We start from the raw sequence: 19,424 nt of genomic DNA on the forward strand, positions 1-19,424 counted from the left end.
CGGCCTTTTCATGCGAGGGTAACGCAGCAAGGGCGGAAGGGTTCCGCAAGATGGCGCCATGTCGCTGATCATGGAGGCGCGCCCGGGCGTCGGGTTCCGGGTGGCCGCGCTGTTCCGGCCGCGCGCGGTGCTGCTGCTGGCCGATCCCGCCCTGCCGGAATCGGCGCTGCTCGCGCGCAACCTCGCCGCGGGCGGCTTCCAGGGCCGGCTGATGATCGAGGGCATGGCGCATGAGGGCTTCGGCCCCGCCGAGGACGTGCCCGACCTCGCGGTGCTCAGCCTGCCCCCGCCCGCCCAGGCCGAGGCGCTTCAGCGTCTCGCCGCGCGCGGCTGCCGTGCGGTGGTTGCGCCGGTCGCCGCGCCGGGCCTTGCGGAGATGGCGCGCGCGGCCGGGGTGCGGGCGCTGGGCGAGCGCAGTTTCGGGATCGCGGTGACGGAGATCGGCCTCAACGCCACCCTGGCCCATGCGCCGCTCCGGCCGGGCCGTCTCGCGCTGATGACGCAGTCGGCCAGCATCGCGCGCAGCGTGCTCGACTGGGCCGAGGCCGAGGGGCTCGGCTTCTCCCACGTGATCGGCGTGGGGGCGAACGACGATATCGGCTTCGCTGCGGGGCTCGACTGGCTGGCGCGGGATGCGCGCACCGGCTGCGTGCTGCTGGAGCTGCGGCGCATCAAGAACCGGCGGGAGTTCGTCTCGGCCGCGCGGGCCACGGCGCGCACCCGCCCCGTGCTGGCGCTGCGGCCCGGCGTGCGCGCCGAGGATCCCTCGGGGCTCGGCGAGGCGGTGATGGAGGCGCTGCTGCGCCGCGCCGGGGTGCTCTCGGCCGGGGGGCTGGAGGACTGGCTGGCCGCCGCCGAGACGCTGGCCCGCGCCCGCCCGCGCGAGGGGCCGGGGCCGGGAGACCGCATCGCCATCCTGGCCAATGGCCGGGGCGTGGCGCGGCTCGCGGCCGATGCGGCGCTGCGCGAGGGGCTGCGGCTGGCGGGCGAACCCCTCTCGCTCGGCCCCGGCGAGGCGGAGCGCATCGCGGAGGCGCTGGCGCCGCTGCTGCGCGGGGGCGAGGCGGACGCCGTGGTGGCGCTGCACGCGCCGGAGGAGGCGGCGGAGCGCCCCTCCGCCGCGCTGCTGGCCGCGCTCGCGCGGCTGCGGGGCGCGCCGCTGCTGCTCGCCTGGATGGGCGAGGGCGCTGGCCGGGCGGGGCGCGCGGCGCTGGCCGAAGCGGGGCTCGCGGCCTTCGCGACCCCCGAGGCGGCGGTGCGCGGCGCGGCGCATCTGCTGGCCGAACGCCGCAACCGCGCCGCCGCGGCCGAGCTGCCGCCCGCCGACATCCTGGAGGTGACGCCCGATCGCGAGCGCGTGCGCGCGCTCTTCGCCGCGGTGCGCGCCGAGGGGCGGCTCGATCTCTACGAGGACGAGGCGCTCTCCGTGCTCGACGCCTATGGCGTTCCGGTCGTCGAGGGCCGCCGTGCAGCCACCCCGGCGGAGGCCGCCTTGGCGGCGCACGCCATGGGCCCGCCGCTGGTGCTGAAGGCGCGCATGCTGCTCGCGCACAAGAGCGAGCATGGCGGGGTGGTGCTGAACCTGCGCGAGAGCGGGGCGGTGCGCGAGGCCGCGCAGGAGATGGAGCGCGAGATCGCCGCGCGCCTGCCCGCGGCGCGCATGGACGGCTTCCTGCTGCAGCGCCAGGCGCCGCGCGGCGCGCTGGAGCTGCGCCTGCGCGCCGGCGAGGACGCGATGTTCGGCCCCTGGATCGGCTTCGGCCAGGGCGGCACCACGGCCGATCTCGCGCGCGACGAGGCGGTGGAGATGCCGCCGCTCAACCTGCCGCTCGCGCATGCGCTGATCGCGCGCACGCGCCTGTCGCGCCTGCTGCCGGGCTGGCGCGACCGCCCGGCGGTGGCCGAGCCCGCCATCGCCGATTCCCTCGTGCGTCTCTCCCAGCTTCTGGTGGACTTTCCCGAGATCGCCTCGCTGGCGGTGAACCCGCTGCTCGCCACCGCCGCGGGGGTCCTGGCGGTGGACGCCGAGCTCGCCCTGCGCCCCGCTGGCGAGGCGGCGCTGCATGCCATCGCCCCATACCCCGCCCATCTCGCCGAGAGATGGACGGCGCGCGACGGGCGGGTCTTCGAGCTGCGCCCCATCCGGCCCGAGGACGCGGCGGCGCAGGGCGCCTTCTTCCGCGCCCTGCCGGCCGAGGATGTGCGCTTCCGCTTCTTCTCGACGATGAAGGAGCTGCCGCCGCCGCTGCTCGCCCGGCTCACCCAGATCGACTACGCGCGCGAGATGGCCTTCGTCGCCATGCGCGAGGGGCGCAACCACGGCACCGCGCGGGTGATCCGCGAGCCGCTGGGCAACTCGGCCGAGTTCGCGGTGGTGGTGACGCCGGACGCGAAGGGAACCGGCCTCGCCCGGCGGCTGATGGAGCGCGCGGAGGAATGGGCGCGCAGCCAGGGCGTGAGCGAACTCGTCGGCCATGTGCTGGCCGACAACCAGCCCATGCTGGGCTTCGTGCGCAAGCTCGGCTACGCGCTGCGGCGCAGCGCCGAGGATGCCGAGGTGATGCTCGCCGTGAAGCGGCTGTGATGCGGCCGGCCTGGGCGCCGCCCCTATCAGGCGCGCCTGCGCCGCGGCCTCGACGGCGCCGCGTGGCGCGCGAGGATGGGCGCGAGGAAGCGGCCCGTGTGGCTCGCGGGGTTGGCCGCCACCTGCTCGGGCGTTCCTTCCGCGACGATGCGCCCGCCGCCCTCGCCGCCCTCGGGGCCGAGGTCGATCACCCAGTCGGCCGTCTTGATCACCTCGAGGTTGTGCTCGATCACGATGACCGTGTTGCCGGCGGCGACCAGCGCGTGCAGCACCTCGAGCAGCTTGCGCACATCCTCGAAGTGCAGCCCGGTGGTGGGCTCGTCCAGGATGTAGAGGGTGCGGCCCGTGGCGCGGCGCGAGAGCTCCTTGGCGAGCTTGATGCGCTGCGCCTCGCCGCCCGAGAGGGTGGTGGCCTGCTGGCCGAGGTGGATGTAGCCGAGCCCCACCTCCTCCAGCGTGCGCAGCTTCTCGTGGATGGCGGGCACGGCGGCGAAGAAGGCGCGCGCCTCGCTCACCGTCATGTCCAGGACATCGGCGATGGACTGGCCGCGGAACTTCACCTCCAGCGTCTCGCGGTTGTAGCGCTTGCCCTTGCAGGCGTCGCAGGTCACGTAGACGTCGGGCAGGAAGTGCATCTCGATCTTGATGACGCCGTCGCCCTGGCAGGCCTCGCAGCGCCCGCCCTTGACGTTGAAGCTGAAGCGGCCGGGCTTGTAGCCGCGCGCCCGCGCCTCGGGCAGCTCCGCGAACCAGTCGCGGATGGGTGCGAAGAGGCCGGTGTAGGTGGCGGGGTTGGAGCGCGGCGTGCGCCCGATCGGCGACTGGTCGATGTCGATCACCTTGTCGAGGAACTCGACGCCCTCGATGCGCGCGTGCGGTGCGGGCACGACGGCGCTGCCCGCGAGACGCCGGGCGAGCCCGTTGAACAGCGTCTCGATGACCAGCGTGGATTTGCCTCCGCCCGAGACGCCCGTGACGGCGGTGAAGGTGCCCAGCGGGAACTCCGCCGTCACGTCCTTGAGGTTGTTGCCCGTGGCGCCGACGACGCGCAGCAGCCGCTGCCGGTCGTGCGGGCGGCGGGTGGCGGGGATGGGAATGCCGCGCCGGCCCGAGAGATAGGCGCCGGTGATGGAGGTGGGATGCGCCGCCACCTCCTCGGGCGTGCCTTGCGCCACCACGGTGCCTCCGGCCGCGCCCGCGCCGGGGCCGATGTCCACCAGATGGTCCGCCGTGCGGATCGCGTCCTCGTCGTGCTCCACCACCAGCACGGTGTTGCCGAGGTCGCGCAGCCGGCGCAGCGTGGCGAGCAGGCGCTCGTTGTCGCGCTGGTGCAGGCCGATGGAGGGCTCGTCCAGCACGTAGAGCACGCCGGTGAGGCCGGAGCCGATCTGCGAGGCGAGGCGGATGCGCTGGCTCTCGCCGCCCGAGAGGGTGGCGCTGCCGCGCGCGAGCGAGAGGTAGTCGAGCCCCACGTCCACGAGGAACTGCAGCCGCTCCTCGATCTCGCGCAGGATGCGCCGCGCGATCTCCTGGCGCTGCGGCGTGAGGGTGGCGTGGACGCCCGCGAACCACTCGCGCGCGCGGCGGATGGAGAGCGCGCTCACCTCGCCGATGTGCCGGCCGGCCACCTTCACGGCCAGCGCCTGCGGCTTGAGGCGGTGCCCGCCGCAGGCGTGGCAGGGCTTCTCGGCCTGGTAGCGCGCGAGATCCTCGCGCACCCAGGGGTTGTCCGTCTCGCGGAAGCGGCGCTCGAGATTGGCGATCACGCCCTCGAAGGGCTTCGTGACCTCATAGGCGCGCAGCCCGTCGCGGTAGCGCAGCGTGACCGGCTCGCCCTTCGTGCCGCACAGGATGGCCGCGCGCGCATCGGCCGGCAGCTCCTCCCAGGGCTTTTCCAGGCTGATCCTCAGATGCTGCGCGAGGGAAGCGAGGGTCTGGTCGTAATAGGGGCTGGAGGCGTTGCCCGCCCAGGGGGCGATGGCGCCCTCCTTCAGGCTCAGCGCCTCGTTCGGCACGACCAGCGCAGGGTCGAAGAAGCTCTCCGTGCCCAGCCCGTCGCAAGCCGGGCAGGCGCCCTGCGGCGAGTTGAAGGAGAAGAGGCGCGGCTCGATCTCCTCGATGGAGAAGCCCGAGACGGGGCAGGCGAATTTCTGGCTGAACACCGTGCGCTCGGCCGTGTCGGCGTTCTCGGCGTAGGCGATGCCTTCGGCGAGGGCGAGGGCGGTCTCGAAGCTCTCGGCGAGGCGCTGCGCGAGGCCGTCCCGCACCACCACGCGGTCCACCACCACCTCGATGTCGTGCTTGAGCTTCTTGTCGAGCTTCGGCGCCTCGGCGATCAGGTGCAGCGCGCCGTTGATCTTCACGCGCTCGAAGCCGCGGCGCTGGTATTCCGCGAGCTCCTTCCTGTACTCGCCCTTCTTGCCGCGGATGACGGGCGCGAGGATGAGCAGCCGCGTGCCCTCGGGCATGGCGAGCACCCGGTCCACCATCTGGCTCACCGTCTGCGCCTCGATGGGCAGGCCCGTGGCGGGCGAATGCGGCACGCCCACGCGCGCCCAGAGCAGGCGCATGTAGTCGTGGATCTCGGTCACCGTGCCGACGGTGGAGCGCGGGTTGTGGCTCGTCGTCTTCTGCTCGATCGAGATGGCGGGGGAGAGCCCCTCGATCGAATCCACGTCGGGCTTCTCCATGAGCTGGAGGAACTGCCGCGCATAGGCCGAGAGGCTCTCGACATAGCGGCGCTGGCCCTCGGCGTAGATGGTGTCGAAGGCGAGCGAGGATTTGCCCGAGCCGGAGAGCCCCGTCAGCACGATCAGCCGGTTGCGCGGCAGGTCGAGGTCGAGCGACTTGAGGTTGTGGGTGCGCGCCCCGCGCACGCGGATGAGGCCGGTCTCCGAGGGGCCGGTTCGGGGGGCGCTGTCACGCGGCATGGAAGACACTCCGGGCGGGCGGCATGGCGGGGCTTGTCGCAGGTCGGCCGGGGGGCCGGAAGGGGGCCGCGGGTTGGCGCGGCGGCCGGCAAGAGGTAGTTTGCCGCTCCGTTTTGCCCACCCCGAACAGCGTCAGGAGGCGCGCCCCATGGCCGGCGTGAACAAGGTGATCATCCTCGGCCGGCTCGGGAAGGACCCCGAGGTGCGGAACTTCCAGAATGGCGGGCGGGTGGTGAACCTGCGCATCGCCACCTCCGAACGCTACAAGGACCGCGAGGGGAACATGCAGGAGCGCACGGAGTGGCACTCCGTCGCCATCTTCAACGAGAAGCTGGGCGAGATCGCCGAGCGCTATCTGCGCAAGGGCAGCGAGGTGTACATCGAGGGCCAGCTCGAGACCCGCAAATGGCAGGACCAGTCGGGCCAGGACCGCTACACCACCGAGATCGTGCTGCGGCCCTACCGGGGCGAGCTCGCGCTCGTCGGCGGGCGCGGCGGCGCGGGCGAGGGGGCGGAGGAGCGCGGCTATGGCGGGGCCGAGCGCGCCTCGGGCGGGTCCGCGCCCGCGCGCCCGGGCGGGGCGCGCGGCGGCGGCTGGGACGCGCCCCGCAAGGCCGACCTGGACGACGACATCCCCTTCTGAGGCCCGCCCCGCCGCCCTCCCGCGAAGGCCGGGCCGCCTGCGCGCCCCCTGAGGAACAGAGCGTTTGAGCGACAACACAGAGAAGCCCGAAGACATCGCGCCCATCGCGCTCGAGACGGAGATGCGCCGCTCCTACCTCGACTACGCGATGAGCGTGATCGTCAGCCGCGCGCTGCCCGATGTGCGCGACGGCCTGAAGCCGGTGCACCGGCGCATCCTCTTCGCCATGCAGGAGGCCGGCTACACGGCCGACAAGCCGCACCGCAAATCCGCCCGCGTGGTGGGCGACGTGATGGGCAAATATCACCCGCACGGCGACGCCGCGATCTACGACGCCATGGTGCGCATGGCGCAGCCCTTCTCGATGCGCGTGCCGCTGATCGACGGGCAGGGCAATTTCGGCTCCATGGACGGCGATCCGCCCGCGGCCATGCGCTACACGGAGGTGCGCCTCGCCCGCTCCGCGGCCGCGCTGCTGGAGGGAATCGACGAGGACACCGTCGATTTCGCGCCCAACTACGACGAGAGCGCGGAGGAGCCGCGCGTGCTCCCCGCCGCCTTCCCGAACCTGCTGGTGAACGGGGCGGGCGGCATCGCGGTGGGCATGGCGACGAACATCCCCACCCACAACCCGGCCGAGGTGATCGACGCCGCCCTCGCCCTGATCGCCGATCCCGCCACGCCGCTCTCGCGGCTCATGGAGATCGTCCCGGGGCCCGATTTCCCCACGGGCGGGATCATCCTCGGCCGGTCCGGCATCCGCGCCGCCTTCGAGACGGGGCGCGGTTCCATCCCGCTGCGCGCGGCCTGCGAGATCGAGGAGATGAAGGGCGGCCGCCAGGCCATCGTCGTCACCGAGATCCCCTACCAGGTGAACAAGGCCGCGCTGATCGAGCGCATCGCGGAGCTGGTGCGCACGAGGCAGATCGAGGGCATCAGCGACCTTCGCGACGAGTCCGACCGCTCGGGACTGCGCATCGTCATCGAGGTGAAGAAGGACGCGGTGGCGGAGATCGTGCTCAACACGCTCTACCGCATGACGCAGCTTCAGGTGAGCTTCGCCGTCAACTTCCTCGCCCTGCACAAGGGGCGGCCGCAGCAGATGGGGCTGCGCGAGGCGCTGCTCGCCTTCATCGAGTTCCGCGAGGAGGTGATCCTGCGCCGCTCGCGCCACCGGCTGGGCAAGGCGCGGGAGCGGGCGCACACGCTGATCGGCCTCGCCATCGCGGTGGCGAACATCGACGAGGTGATCCGGCTGATCCGCGAAAGCCCGGACGCGGCGGCCGCGCGCGCGGCGCTGATGGCGCGCGACTGGCCGGCGGCCGACGTCGCGCCGCTGGTGGCGCTGGTGCAGGACGAGGGCAATGTGCTCTCCGCCGAGGGCACCATGCGGCTGACCGAGGCGCAGGCCCGCGGCATCCTCGACCTGCGGCTGCAGCGCCTCACCGGGCTCGAGCGCGAGAAGATCGACGCCGAGCTGCGCGAGGTGGGCGCGCGCATCACCGAGCTGCTCGAAATCCTCGGCAGCCATCCGCGCCGCATGGAGGTGATGGCCGAGGAGCTGCGCGCGGTGCGCGCCACCCTCGCCGCGCCGCGCCTGACGCGCATCGAGGACAGCGACGCCGACATCGACGACGAGAGCCTGATCGCCCCCGCCTCCATGGTGGTGACGCTGACGCGCGACGGCTACGTGAAGCGCACGCCGCTCGACGTGTTCCGCGCGCAGAATCGCGGCGGCAAGGGGCGCGCGGCCGCGGCCACCCGCGCCGACGACGCGGTGGTGCGCAGCTTCGTCGCGCACACGCACCAGTGGGTGCTGTTCTTCACCTCGCGCGGCATGGCCTATCGCGAGAAGGTCTGGCAGCTCCCCGAAGGCGGGCCGACGGGCAAGGGCCGCTCGCTGCGGCAGGTGCTGCCGCTGCAGGAGGGCGAGAGCGTCACCGCCGTGCTGCCGCTGCCCCAGGACGAGAGCCTGTGGGACGCGCTGCACCTCGTCTTCGCCACCTCGGGGGGCGATGTGCGGCGCAACCGCCTCTCGGATTTCCGCAACATCCGCGCCTCCGGCCTCATCGCCATGAAGCTCGCGGAAGGGGAGACGCTCATCGGCGTCGCCACCTGCCACGAGGGCGACGACGTGCTGCTCGCCACGCGGCTCGGCAAGGCGATCCGCTTCGTCGCGGATGCGGAGACGCTGCGCGTCTTCGCCGGGCGCGATTCGACGGGGGTGCGCGGCATCCGCCTCGCCCCGGGCGATGCGGTGATCGCGCTCGCGGTGCTGCGCCATGTCGAGGCGAGCCCGGCGGAGCGCGAGGCCTATCTGCGCCTCGCAGCCCAGCGCCGCCGCGCCGCCGGCGAGGAGTCCGAGCCCGCCCCGCAGCCCGCGGAGGAGGGCGAGGCGCCGGCCGAGGCCATCGTCCTCTCGCCGGAGCGCGAGAAGGAGCTGGAGCGCGCCGAACAGTTCCTCTTCACCGTCACCGAACGCGGCTTCGGCAAGCGCAGCAGCGCCTACGAGTATCGCGTCACCGGGCGCGGCGGGCAGGGCATCACCAACATCGCCTTCAGCCGGCGCACGGGCAGCCGCGTGGTGGCCAATTTCGTCGTCGCCTCGGGCGACCACATCATGATGATGACCGACGCGGGCCAGGCCATCCGCTTCGACGCCGACCAGGTGCGCCAGACCGGCCGGCTCTCCCAGGGCGTGATGCTGCAGCGCCTCGAGGAGGAGGAGCAGGTGACGAGCTGCTTCCCCGTGCTGGAGGATGGCGAGGAGGAGGCCCAGGAGAATGGTTGAGCGCGTGGCCCTCTATCCGGGCACCTTCGACCCCATCACCAACGGGCATCTGGACGTGATCGGCCGCGCCGCGCGGCTGGTGGACCGGCTCGTGGTCGGGGTGGCGATGAACGCCGGCAAGGGCCCGCTCTTCCCGCTCGAGGAGCGGGCGGAGCTCGTGCGCGCGGAGATGGAGCCCATCGCCCGGCGCAGCGGCTGCCGCATCGAGGTGCGGCCCTTCACCGGGCTGCTCGTTCATTTCGCGCGCGAACTCGGCGCGCAGATGATCGTGCGCGGGCTGCGCGCCGTGACGGATTTCGACTACGAGTTCCAGATGGCGGGGATGAACGCGCGCCTCGCGCCGGACATCGAGGCGGTGTATCTCATGGCCAGCGAGCGCAACCACTTCATCTCCTCGCGATTCGTGAAGGAGATCGCGCAGCTCGGCGGGGACATCTCCTCCTTCGTCCCGCCGCTCACGCTGGAGCGCACCCTCGCGCGCGTCCGCCGCCCCGCGGCGGGCTGATCGCGCCCATCCGCACGGAGGAACAGAGATGCACCGCCGCGCCCTTCTCGCCACCCCTTTCATCGCAACGGGATTCATCATGACCGACACCACCGAGGCCGAAGCCCAGGGCGCCGCGCCGGACCGCGAGAACATGCTGCGCATGACGCTCAAGGACAACGGCCTCGTCACCATCCAGCTCCGCCCCGATCTCGCGCCGCGCCATGTCGAGCGCATCAAGACGCTGACGCGCCAGGGCCTCTACGACGGCACGCCCTTCCACCGCGTGATCGAGGGCTTCATGGCCCAGGGCGGCGACCCCACCGGCACCGGCACGGGCGGCTTCCGCGACCGCGGCTTCCCCGACCTGCCGGCCGAGTTCGTGCCCGCCTCGCGCGCGCGCTTCCTGCGCGGCACCTGCGGCATGGCGCGCGCGCAGGATCCGAACAGCGCGAACAGCCAGTTCTTCATCATGTTCGCGCCCGGCGATTTTCTGAACGGCCAGTACACCATCTGGGGCCAGGTCACGGCCGGCATGGAGCATGTGGACCGCATCGCCCGCGGCCAGGGGCCGAACGGCATCGTGCGCAACCCCGACCGGCTGATCCGCATGCAGGTGATGGCCGACATCCCGGCCTGATCGGCGGTTGACTTCCCGTCCGCGGCGCGGTTTCTGCCCCGCGCCGCGGGCGCGCGGGCCGGTAGCTCAGTTGGTAGAGCACGTGACTTTTAATCATGTGGTCGCGGGTTCGAGTCCCGCCCGGCTCATTCCCTCCGCGTCGCCGGCGCTGCGGCCTCCTCCGCGCCGCTGAGCCCCAGCACCGCCCGCTGCCGCGCCAGCATCGCCCGCGCGTGCTCGCCCAGCTCCTCCTCCGGACCCGCCACGCCCTCCACGGCGGCCATGGCCCGGCGGCGATCCTCCTCCTCCGGCAGCAGCAGCGGCAGACTTTCGAGCGCGAGCGCGGGCTGCAGCGCGACGATCAGCGTCTGCTCGCGGATCATCTCCTGACGCCGCTCGGGGCTGAGGGAGCGGAAGGGCTCCTCCGTCGTCAGCAGCGCGCTGGAGCGTTCGAGGCGCGAGCGCCGCACCGCCCCGCGCGCCTCGGCGAGCAGCACCAGCATGCGCACCACCGCCTCCGCATAGCCGCCGAGCGGCGCGAGGCGTTCCGCCCGGCCCGCCGCCTCCTCCAGCAGCGCCGCCTCCTGCCCCTCTGCGGCGGCGCGGGCCGGGGCGCGCGCGCCGATCCCGAGCGCGGCGAGGCCGCCATAGACGGCGTGGAAGGCGATCTCCGCCACCGCCTCCTGCGCCTCGCGCCAGCGGGTGATGCCCTCCTCCACCGCATCGGCGAAGACCCGCTCCCAGGCGAGGAAGGGGTTGTCGGCCGCGGCGGGGGCGCGGTGCCGGCGCGCGATCTCCGCCGCCGGCGCCACCCAGGCGAGGAAGGGGTTGCGGTCGGAAACCAGGGTGCGGCGCAGCCGCAGCGGATGAAGCTGCCGGCGCAGCTCCGCCCCCGCCTCGGTGGCCGTCGCGCGCACGAGCGGACTCACGGCCGTGTCGTAGATCGCCTGGCCGAGTTCGGAAATCTGCGCGACGGCGGGGAAGGCGTGATTGTCCGCCTCGCCGGCGAGCGCGCGGATGTCGCTCATCTTCCGCTCGACGAGCTCGACGGCGTAGGGCGCGTTGCCGCCGCCCTCCTCGGTGATCACCATCTCGTAGAGGCCCGGGGCCACCGCCTCGATCATCTCCAGCGTGGTCGCGATCTCGCTGTGCTCCTTCCGCGCCACCTTGCCCGAGACGAAGATGCCGAGGTGCCCGATCTCCTCGTGCAGCAGATAGACGATGGTCTGCCCGCGCGCGCGGATTTCGCGCTCGTCGCCGTACACGTCCGCGATCCAGCGCAGCGCCTGGCCGGGCGGGGTGATGTTGTCGCCCGCCGAGGCGAAGACGATGACGGGCGAGCGCACGGCGCGCATGTCGAAGCGCCCCTGTTCGGGGGCGGCGAGCGCGCCCTGCGCGAAGCGGTCGCCAATAAAGAGGTTGTCCACGATCCAGCCGATCTCGTCGCGGTTCATCAGGAAGAACCCGCCCCACCAGCGCTCGAACTCCAGGAAGCGCGGCCCCTCGTGGTCGGCCTTCTCGTAGAGGTCCCAGTATTTGCGGAACCAGGTGGTGGCGGGCGAGAGGGCCTCGAAGTTCAGCACGAGGTTCGCCCCGTCGAAGCGCCCGTTGCCGAGATCGGCCAGCAGCGCCGCGGGCCAGCCGCCGCCGGCGAGCCCGCCCAGGTAGCGCATCGGGTTGCGGCCCTTCTCGCCCGCCCAGTAGGAGAGCGGCGCGCCGTTCAGCACCAGCGGGCCGACGAGATCGGGCTCGGCGCTGCCCAGCATCATCACCGCCCAGCCGCCCTGGCAGTTCCCGATCACCACGGGCTTGGGCGCATCCGGGTGGCGGTCGCGCACCAGGCGCAGGAAGGCGCCCTCGGCGGCGGTGATGTCGAGGATGGTCTGCCCCGGCTCCGGGTCGCGGAAGAAGATGACGAAATAGACCGGGTGGCCGCGCCGCAGCGCCACGCCCACCTGGCTGTCGGACTTGAAGCCGCCGATGCCCGCGCCATGGCCCGCCCGCGGGTCCACGATCACGAAGGGGCGCAGCGCGGGATCGGTGGCGGGCATGCCCGCGCCGGGGAGGATGCGCACCAGCGCGTAGTTCACCGGGCGCGGCAGGCTGCGGCCGTCGAGCAGCGTCTCGTAGTCGAAGACGAGCACGGGCGGGCAGCCCGCCTCCTCGTGCGCGATGAAGATGTTGCCCGCCTGCCGCATGATGTCGAGGAAGAGCGCGCCGCGCTGCGCCGCATCCAGCGCGTATTCCGCCGCCGCGGCGAACAGCGCCGGCGGCGGGGGCGGCGGGGGCAGCGATTCCGGCAGCCGCGGCAGGTTGGCGGCGAGGCCGATGGCCCGCGCGGCGGCGAGGTCCATCACGCCCTGCGCCTGCGCGGCCATGCGGCGCCAGGCCTGCTGGCCGCGCTCCGCCAGCTCGAGGAAGGCCGAGGCGGGATGCGGGTCGGTCATGGCAGCGTCTCCGTCGCCGGGGCGATCAGGGCAAGGCAATGCGCGGCGATCATGCCTTCCTCGTCGGTGGGGCGGACCAGCACGCGCACGGGGCCGGCGCCGATCTCCGGGGCGTTGCGCGCATTCGCCGCGGGATCGAGCGCGATGCCGAGGAAGCCCAGCCCCTCGCAGATGCGCGCGCGCGCGCCCGCCGCGTTCTCGCCGATGCCGGCGGTGAAGACCAGCGCGTCGAGCCCGCCCATGGTCGTGGCCAGCGCCGCGATCTCGCGCCGCACGCGATAGGCGAAATGGCCGAGCGCGCGCTCGGCCGCCTCGCCGCCCGCCGCCTCGATCTCGCGCACGTCCTGCGAGACGCCGGAGAGGCCCTTGAGCCCGCTCTCGTGGTAGAGCAGCCGCGTCACCTCCGCGGTCGTCATGCCCATGGCGTCCAGCAGATGCAGCACCACGCCGGGGTCGAGCTGGCCGCAGCGCGTGCCCATGGGCACGCCGTCGAGCGCGGTGAATCCCATGCTCGTCGCCACGCTCCGCCCCCCGGCGATGGCGCACAGCGAGGCCCCATTGCCGAGATGCGCCACGACGAGGCGCGCCCCGCCCAGCGCCGCATCCTCGCGCGCGAGGCGGCGCGCGATGGATTCGTAGGAGAGGCCGTGGAAGCCGTAGCGCCGGATGCCCTGGCGGAAGAAGCGGTCGGGCAGGGCGAAGCGCTCCGCCACCTCGGGCTGGGTGCGGTGGAAGGCGGTGTCGAAGCAGGCGATCTGCGGCACGCCCGGGAAATGCCGCGCCGCCGCCTCGATGCCCGCGAGGTTGTGCGGCTGATGCAGCGGCGCGAGCGGGATGAGGGCGCGCAGCCGCTCCATCACCGGCGGCGAAAGGCGCACGGGGGCCGCGAACTCCGCCCCGCCATGGACGACGCGGTGGCCGATGGCCCGCGGCGGGGCCGCGCCCAGCACCTCCGGCAGCCAGGCGATGATGGTGGCGAGCGCCTCCTCATGGGTGGCGGGCGCGCCGCCGCCCTCCCAGCGCCGCTCGGCCAGCGCCTCGCCGCCGGGCCCGCGCGCGCGGAAGCGCGGCGCGGCGCCCAAGCCCTCCACCTGCCCCGCGCAGAGCGGCGCGGGCGGCCCGTCTGCGGCCGCATAGGCGGCGAATTTCAGCGAGGAGGAGCCGGCGTTGAGGACGAGGATCGAGGGCGGCATGCTCATGCCCGGATGTGCAGGCCGCCATCCACGTGGATGACCTCGCCCGTCATGCCCGAGGCCGCGCCGCTGACCAGGAAGGCGACGACGCGCCCCACCTCCGCGATGTCCACGAGGCGCTGCTGCGGGGCGCGGCGTTCGGCCATCTCCAGCAGCGTGTCGAACCGCGCGATGCCCGAGGCCGCGCGGGTGGGCATCGGCCCCGGCGAGACGGCGAAGACGCGGATGCCCCGCGGCCCCAGCTCGGCCGCCGCATAGCGCACCGCGGCCTCGAGCGCGGCCTTCACCGGGCCCATGAGGCTGTAGTGGTCCACCACCCGCTCGGCGCCGTGATAGCTCATGGTGACGAGCGCGCCGCCCTCGCCCATCAGCGGCTCCGCGAGATGCGCCATGCGCAGGAAGGACCAGCAGGAGACGTGCATGGCCTGGGCGAAGCCCTCGGCCGAGCAGTCCACCACGCGGCCGTGCAGGTCGGCGCGCGGGGCGAAGGCGATGGAGTGGATCACGAAGTCGAGCCGCCCCCATTCCTGCCCGAGCCGCGCGAAGACCGCCTCCATCGCGCCGGGCTGTTCCACGTCCAGCGGCATGGCGAGGCGCGCGCCGAGCCTCTCGGCCAGCGGGCGCACATGCGGCTCCGCCTTCTCGTTGCGCCAGGTGAGGGCGAGCTCGGCCCCGCAGGCGCGCAGCACGGCGGCGCAGCCATAGGCGATGCTGCGCGCATCGGCGATGCCCACGACCAGGCCGCGCCGGCCCCGCAGCGCCTCGCCCAGCCGCGTCTGCGCGGACCAGAGGCGGGGCAGGAGGTCGCTCGGCATCTCGTCCATCCGGGGCTCCGTGCGGTGCAGCATGCTTCCTGCACCATAGGCAGAGCGGCCGCCAAGGGGCGATGACCGTTGCGCGACGCAGGGGGGCGGATCAGGCCCTGGCGAGCAGCAGGCTGGTCAGCATCGGCGTGCGGGTGGGCAGGGGGCGGCTGTCGCGGAAGCCGGCCTCGCGCAGCATCGCCTGCAGCTCCTCCATCCGGCGCGGTCGGCCGCGCCCCATGGCGAGCAGGTAGAAGCCGAAATAGGCCTCGCCCACCGGCTCCGCGCCCGGCGTGCCGGACATGGGCTCGGCCAGCAGCAGCACCCCCCCGGGCGGCAGGGCGGCATGGACCCGGCGCAGCAGGGCGCGCGCCTCGGCGTCGTCGTGGTCGTGCACCACCCGCACGAGGGAGATCGCGTCCGCCCCGCGCGGAAGCCCCTCGCTGTGGAAGCTGCCGCCATGCACCTCGGCGCGCGCGGCGAGCCCCTCGCGGGCGAAGCGCGCGCGGGCGCGCTCGGCCACCGCCGGCAGGTCGAAGAGCACCAGGCCGAGCGACGGGTGGCGCTTGCCGGCGGCGCAGAGGAAGGCGCCCTCGCCGCCGCCCACATCCATCAGCCGGCGATGGCGCGAGAGGTCGTAGGCGGCGAGGATTTCGGCCGCGATCATGGGCTGGGAGGCGGCCATGAGCGCGCTGTACTCCCCCACCGCGCCGGCCTCCAGCGCCTCCGCCTCCGCATGGCCCGCATAGGCCCAGTAGCGGGCGAGCCGCGTGCCGCCGCGCGGGTTGCGCAGCAGCGCCACGGGGGCGGCGAGGTCGGCGTAGAACAGCGCGTGGTGCTCCACCATCGCGGCCACGCCCGGGTTGTCCACCAGCGCCGCGCCGAGCGCGCCGAGGCCGTAGCGCCCGCCGCTGCGCGGCGCGACGAGCTTCAGCGCCGCCGCCGCCTCCATCAGCCGGATCGTCGCGTCGGTGGAGAGGGAAAGCCGCTGCGCGAGCCAGGGAACCGGCCGCGGCCCCTCGCGCAGCGCCTCGAAGACGCCCAGCCGCACCGCGGCGGCGAGGATCTGCGAATAGACGAAGCCCGCATTGAGGTCGAACAGCGCCCGCGCCCGGCGCCGCGCGAGCGGCCGGGTGAGCGGGAAACGCGCCGCCCAGTCGCGGAAGCGCGGATCGGCCACCATCCGGTCGCGGAAGGCGAGGAAACGCTCCTTCAGCGAGGGGGCGGGCGGCGGGACATCGGCCACGCGGTCGCTCATGCGGCTCTCCACAACGGGCGCGAGCCTAGACCAGTCACGAGGCCAAGCCCAGATGAATGTCAGAATGGATTGACAGTGAGAGCCGGTCCGGGCGTCACTCCGCGCATGGGACGCGCGATCACCCGGCAGGCGCCGGCCGGTTTCCGGGGCCACGCGGCGGCGTCCGGGGGGCGGCGATGAGGGGCTGGGAGTTCGACAGGCCGGTGCCGGAGCGCGGCTATGCCTGGTGGTATGTGGACGCGCTCTCGGAGGACGGAACGCAGGGCATCACGCTGATCGCCTTCATCGGCACGGTGTTCTCGCCCTGGTATGCCCTGGCCCGTCGCGGCGGCGGGGGCGATCCGCACAACCACTGCTGCCTGAACGTCGCGCTCTACGGCCGGCCGCGCCGCTGGGCGATGACCGACCGCCGCCGCGGCGCCCTCGCCCGCGGCGCGGATTTCCTGCAGATCGGCCCATCGCGCCTCGACTGGGACGGCGAGGCGCTGACCATCCGCATCCAGGAGGTGACGGCGCCCATCCCCTCGCGCCTCTCGGGCGTGGTGCGGCTGCGGCCGCGCGCGCTCAGCACGCGCCGGTTCGAGCTCGACCGCGCGGGCCGGCACCTGTGGCACCCCATCGCCGCGCGCGCGCGCGTCGAGGTGGCGCTGGAGAACCCGGCGCTGCGCTGGTCGGGCCCCGCCTATTTCGACTGGAACGCGGGGGCGGCGCCGCTCGAGCAGGATTTCCGGGAGTGGGACTGGTGCCGCGCGCCGATGGCCGACCGCACCGCCATCCTCTACCACGCCGAGCGGCGCGACGGATCGAGCCAGAGCCTCGCGCTGCGCGTGGACGAGGACGGCGCGGTGGGCGCCTTCCCGCCGCCGCCGCCGGTGAGCCTGCCGCGCACGCTGTGGCGCATCCGCCGCCCCACCCGTTCGGAGGACGGCCATGCGCGGGTGCTGCGCACGCTGGAGGACACGCCCTTCTACGCGCGCTCCGTCATCGAGACCCGGCTGCTGGGCGAGCGCGCGACGGCGGTGCACGAGAGCCTCGACCTCGACCGCTTCGCCCACCCCTCCATGTACGCGATGCTGCCCTTCAAGGTGCCGCGGGCGCTAGGCTGAGGGCGGGCGCTCGCCCTCGTACCAGTCGAGGTCGAGGGTCGCGACCTCGCCGAAGGGCCGGCGCCGCTGCAGCGCGAGGCGCAGGATGGGCCAGGTGGTCCAGGTCATGGTCAGGAAGGGCAGCGGGTCGCGCCAGGACCAGGTGACGTCGCGCGTGCCGAGCAGGGTGCGCAGCGTGGCGAGATAGCCGCGTCGGAACATCACGCCCGAGAGCGCGGTGAGCACCGAGTAGAACTGCTGCAGCCGCGCCTCCTCGCGCGGAGCCGCCGGGATCCCCTCCAGGATGGCGGGCGCGATGGCCTCGGTGCGCAGGAAATGCACGCCGCTCGTCGCGCGCGGATTGCACTCGATGCCCCAGGGTTCGCCCGCCTCGTCCACCATCAGGTCGAAGGAGATGAAGCCGGTATGGCCCGAGGCGGCGACGAAGCGCGCGATCCACTCCTCGATGCGCGGCGCGTCCGTCACCCGCTCGAAGACGGTGGCGACGGAGCCTGCGAACATCACGCCCCGGTAGATGGCGTTGGCGACCAGCCGGCCCTCCTGCGCGATCCCGCAGGAGGAATGCACGCGCCCCGGCACGAAGGCCTGCACCACATGCGGGGCGGGCTCGGCGGGCAGGGGCGCGCCGCGCCGGACAAGGCGGAAGCCCCGCCCGCCGCAGGAATGCACGGGCTTCACCACCACATCCTGCCGCGCCGCGAGGGCGGCCGCCTCCTCCGTGCCGAGCGGATGGGTTTCCGGCACGCGCACCCCGTAGGCCGCGCAGCGCCGGGCGAAGGCGAGCTTGTCGTGCAGCGGCAGCAGGCGCTCGGGCGGGGGCGCGAACAGGCGCACCCCGGGGGGCAGGCGGCCGTGCAGCGCCGCCACATGCATCGTCTCCTCCGAGACGGGAAGCACGAGCCGCGCCTCCTCCTCGCGCACGACGCGCAGGAGATCATCGAGATAGGCCTGCTTCCCCGCGCTCGGCGGCCGCACCGCGACGGATTTCGCCACATGGCGCGAGGCCCCGGTGAGGTGCCGCGCGAAGGGCTCGGCCACCACCACGCGCCAGCCCGCGGCCGAGAAGCTGCGCGCGATGTCGAGCGCCTTGGGCAGCCGCCCGAGCGTAAGAAGGACGGTGGGCGCGCTCATCCGCCCGCGCGCGAGACCATGACCATCACCTGCTCGGTGGGCCTCGTGGTGAGGCGCGCGGCGGGGCGAACGCGGCCGGGCTCCAGCACGCGGAAGTCGAAGCGGCGGAACAGCCGCGCGATGAGCAGGATGGCCTCGGTGGTGGCGAAGGCGGCGCCGGCGCAGACGCGCGGGCCCAGGCCGAAGGGGATGTAGGCGCCGGGCGTGATCTCGCCCTCGCGCTCGGGCAGGAAGCGGTCGGCGTCGAAGAGGTGCGGATCGCGCCAGTAGCGCTGGTGGCGGTGCAGCACCCAGGGCGCGACCATGACCAGCGCGCCGCGCTTCACCTTGAAGTCGCCGATCGTGGTCGCCTCCAGCGCCACGCGCGGCAGGAAGGTGATGGGCGGATAGAGGCGCAGCGTCTCGCGGAAGAGGTTGCGCGCGAAAACGAGGCGCCTGGTGTGCTCGAACTCCACCGGGCCGTCGCCGCACACCTCGCGCAGCTCCGCGCGCAGCCGCGCCACCAGGGCGGGGCGGGTGGCGAGGAGGAAGAACACCCAGGTCAGCGCGCTCGCGCTCGTCTCGTGCCCGGCGAGGAAGAGCACGCCGAGCTGGTCGATCAGCTCCTCGCGCGAGAAGGCCTCGCCCGTCTGCGGATCGCGCGCGGCGATGACGGCGCTCGCGATGTCGTCGAAGCGCCCGGCCTGCGGGCCGGCATGGGTGTCGAGCAGCTCGGCGAGGTGATGGCGGATGGTGCGGCAGGCTTCCAGCACTTCGGGCCGCTGCGGGGCGTTGCGCCAGGCCTCGTCGAAGATGAGGCGGCGGATTTCCACCTGCGCCACGCTGCGCTCGAAGAGGGTGAAGGCGTCGAACACGTCCCGCGCCGCCTGGTGGCGCAGGCTGGTGGAGAAGACGGTGCGGCAGATGATGTCGGCCGTCAGATGGCTCATCGTGAGGTCGAGCGAGACGGGGCGGCGCCGGGCGGCCTCCTCCTCCAGCGCCTCCTCCGCCGCCTCGCAGCCCGCGACCATGGCGGGGAAGGCGTTGGTCACGCGCATCATGGTCAGCGAGGGGTCGATCATCCGGCGCTGCCGCTTCCAGGTGGCGCCGGAGGAGACGAAGATCGAATCGCCGATCAGCGGATCGAGCGCCTCCACCATCAGGTCGCTCTTGGGGAAGATGCCCTCCGGGTCGGAGAGCACGCGCCGCACCTGGTCGGGGCGGTTCACGATGAGGATCTGCCGGCGCGACCAGCCCAGATGCCCCACCTCGACCCGATAGGCGGCGGCCGGCAGCAGGGAGAGCAGGTCACCATCGCCCCGCAGCATCACCCGCAGCAGCGAGACGAGGGCGGAGAGCGAGGTGGGCTTGGGCGGGGTGAAGGTCTCGGGCCGCGGCGGCGGCGCCATCATGTTCATGGGGCTTACCCGTCGAGAAGGCGGGTGCATTCGGCGGC

13 protein-coding genes and 1 tRNA gene are annotated in these 19,424 nt (G+C 73.5%); 7 read left to right on the forward strand and 7 right to left on the reverse strand.

Going from position 1 to position 19,424, the window contains the following annotated elements:
• Positions 1-58 precede the first annotated feature (58 nt).
• Positions 59-2,584 carry a bifunctional acetate--CoA ligase family protein/GNAT family N-acetyltransferase gene (locus H596_RS0104490; protein WP_027283883.1) on the forward strand — a complete coding sequence of 842 codons (2,526 nt, stop codon included), beginning with the start codon at positions 59-61 and terminating at the stop codon, positions 2,582-2,584.
• 26 nt (positions 2,585-2,610) lie between these two features.
• Here the strand turns inward: H596_RS0104490 and uvrA are convergent, their stop codons facing one another.
• Complete coding sequence (uvrA, locus tag H596_RS0104495) at positions 2,611-5,514, reverse strand: excinuclease ABC subunit UvrA (protein ID WP_037300025.1); 2,904 nt, start codon at positions 5,512-5,514, stop codon at positions 2,611-2,613.
• Between the two features lie 148 nt (positions 5,515-5,662).
• Between uvrA and ssb the strand changes: the two genes are divergently transcribed.
• The 5 genes from ssb (at position 5,663) to H596_RS0104520 (ending at position 10,200) form a co-directional block, all read left to right on the forward strand.
• The gene (gene ssb, locus H596_RS0104500) at positions 5,663-6,157 is read left to right on the forward strand and encodes a single-stranded DNA-binding protein (protein WP_027283885.1); all 495 of its coding nucleotides are present in this window, start codon (positions 5,663-5,665) and stop codon (positions 6,155-6,157) included.
• A gap of 64 nt (positions 6,158-6,221) precedes the next feature.
• Positions 6,222-8,948 carry a DNA gyrase subunit A gene (gyrA, locus tag H596_RS0104505; RefSeq protein WP_027283886.1) on the forward strand — a complete coding sequence of 909 codons (2,727 nt, stop codon included), beginning with the start codon at positions 6,222-6,224 and terminating at the stop codon, positions 8,946-8,948.
• Entirely contained in the window at positions 8,941-9,453 is a 513-nt protein-coding gene (gene coaD / locus H596_RS0104510) for a pantetheine-phosphate adenylyltransferase (RefSeq protein WP_027283887.1), read from the forward strand. Before gyrA ends, coaD begins: the two co-directional genes overlap by 8 nt.
• A 79-nt stretch (positions 9,454-9,532) precedes the next feature.
• Positions 9,533-10,072 (forward strand): peptidylprolyl isomerase, encoded by a 540-nt coding sequence (locus tag H596_RS0104515; protein ID WP_245583952.1) that lies wholly within the window; start codon positions 9,533-9,535, stop codon positions 10,070-10,072.
• A gap of 55 nt (positions 10,073-10,127) precedes the next feature.
• Positions 10,128-10,200: transfer RNA gene (locus tag H596_RS0104520), tRNA-Lys, on the forward strand.
• Here the strand turns inward: H596_RS0104520 and H596_RS20060 are convergent.
• The 4 genes from H596_RS20060 to H596_RS0104540 all read right to left on the reverse strand — a co-directional run bounded on the left by H596_RS20060 (position 10,198) and on the right by H596_RS0104540 (position 15,752).
• A complete protein-coding gene (locus H596_RS20060; protein ID WP_051212388.1) occupies positions 10,198-12,498 on the reverse strand; it encodes a DUF3141 domain-containing protein in 2,301 nt (766 codons plus the stop codon). The two genes, H596_RS0104520 and H596_RS20060, sit on opposite strands and share 3 nt — an antisense overlap.
• Positions 12,495-13,697, reverse strand: coding sequence for an acetate/propionate family kinase (locus H596_RS0104530; RefSeq protein WP_342663334.1), 1,203 nt, complete (start codon positions 13,695-13,697; stop codon positions 12,495-12,497). Before H596_RS0104530 ends, H596_RS20060 begins: the two co-directional genes overlap by 4 nt.
• Positions 13,694-14,539 (reverse strand): enoyl-ACP reductase FabI, encoded by an 846-nt coding sequence (gene fabI / locus H596_RS0104535; RefSeq protein WP_456307586.1) that lies wholly within the window; start codon positions 14,537-14,539, stop codon positions 13,694-13,696. Before fabI ends, H596_RS0104530 begins: the two co-directional genes overlap by 4 nt.
• A 67-nt stretch (positions 14,540-14,606) precedes the next feature.
• Entirely contained in the window at positions 14,607-15,752 is a 1,146-nt protein-coding gene (locus tag H596_RS0104540; protein WP_027283891.1) for a methyltransferase, read from the reverse strand.
• 176 nt (positions 15,753-15,928) lie between these two features.
• Between H596_RS0104540 and H596_RS0104545 the strand changes: the two genes are divergently transcribed.
• Positions 15,929-16,858, forward strand: coding sequence for a carotenoid 1,2-hydratase (locus H596_RS0104545; protein WP_027283892.1), 930 nt, complete (start codon positions 15,929-15,931; stop codon positions 16,856-16,858).
• Here the strand turns inward: H596_RS0104545 and H596_RS0104550 are convergent.
• Complete coding sequence (locus H596_RS0104550) at positions 16,850-17,989, reverse strand: ATP-grasp domain-containing protein (RefSeq protein WP_027283893.1); 1,140 nt, start codon at positions 17,987-17,989, stop codon at positions 16,850-16,852. The genes H596_RS0104545 and H596_RS0104550 overlap by 9 nt on opposite strands.
• Positions 17,986-19,380 carry a cytochrome P450 gene (locus H596_RS0104555; RefSeq protein WP_211225248.1) on the reverse strand — a complete coding sequence of 465 codons (1,395 nt, stop codon included), beginning with the start codon at positions 19,378-19,380 and terminating at the stop codon, positions 17,986-17,988. Before H596_RS0104555 ends, H596_RS0104550 begins: the two co-directional genes overlap by 4 nt.
• Between the last annotated feature and the right edge of the window lie 44 nt (positions 19,381-19,424).

It is taken from the genome of Rubritepida flocculans DSM 14296 (genome assembly GCF_000425365.1).
Lineage (GTDB): Bacteria > Pseudomonadota > Alphaproteobacteria > Acetobacterales > Acetobacteraceae > Roseococcus > Roseococcus flocculans.

Coding starts and splice junctions, on each gene's coding strand:
- ssb (WP_027283885.1), top strand. CDS start 5,663: ATGGCCGGCGTGAACAAGGTGATCATCCTCGGCCGGCTCGGGAAGGAC.
- fabI (WP_456307586.1), bottom strand. CDS start 14,539: ATGCTGCACCGCACGGAGCCCCGGATGGACGAGATGCCGAGCGACCTC.
- H596_RS20060 (WP_051212388.1), bottom strand. CDS start 12,498: ATGACCGACCCGCATCCCGCCTCGGCCTTCCTCGAGCTGGCGGAGCGC.
- H596_RS0104550 (WP_027283893.1), bottom strand. CDS start 17,989: ATGAGCGCGCCCACCGTCCTTCTTACGCTCGGGCGGCTGCCCAAGGCG.
- uvrA (WP_037300025.1), bottom strand. CDS start 5,514: ATGCCGCGTGACAGCGCCCCCCGAACCGGCCCCTCGGAGACCGGCCTC.
- H596_RS0104490 (WP_027283883.1), top strand. CDS start 59: ATGTCGCTGATCATGGAGGCGCGCCCGGGCGTCGGGTTCCGGGTGGCC.
- H596_RS0104515 (WP_245583952.1), top strand. CDS start 9,533: ATGACCGACACCACCGAGGCCGAAGCCCAGGGCGCCGCGCCGGACCGC.
- H596_RS0104545 (WP_027283892.1), top strand. CDS start 15,929: ATGAGGGGCTGGGAGTTCGACAGGCCGGTGCCGGAGCGCGGCTATGCC.
- H596_RS0104530 (WP_342663334.1), bottom strand. CDS start 13,697: ATGAGCATGCCGCCCTCGATCCTCGTCCTCAACGCCGGCTCCTCCTCG.
- H596_RS0104540 (WP_027283891.1), bottom strand. CDS start 15,752: ATGAGCGACCGCGTGGCCGATGTCCCGCCGCCCGCCCCCTCGCTGAAG.
- coaD (WP_027283887.1), top strand. CDS start 8,941: ATGGTTGAGCGCGTGGCCCTCTATCCGGGCACCTTCGACCCCATCACC.
- H596_RS0104555 (WP_211225248.1), bottom strand. CDS start 19,380: ATGATGGCGCCGCCGCCGCGGCCCGAGACCTTCACCCCGCCCAAGCCC.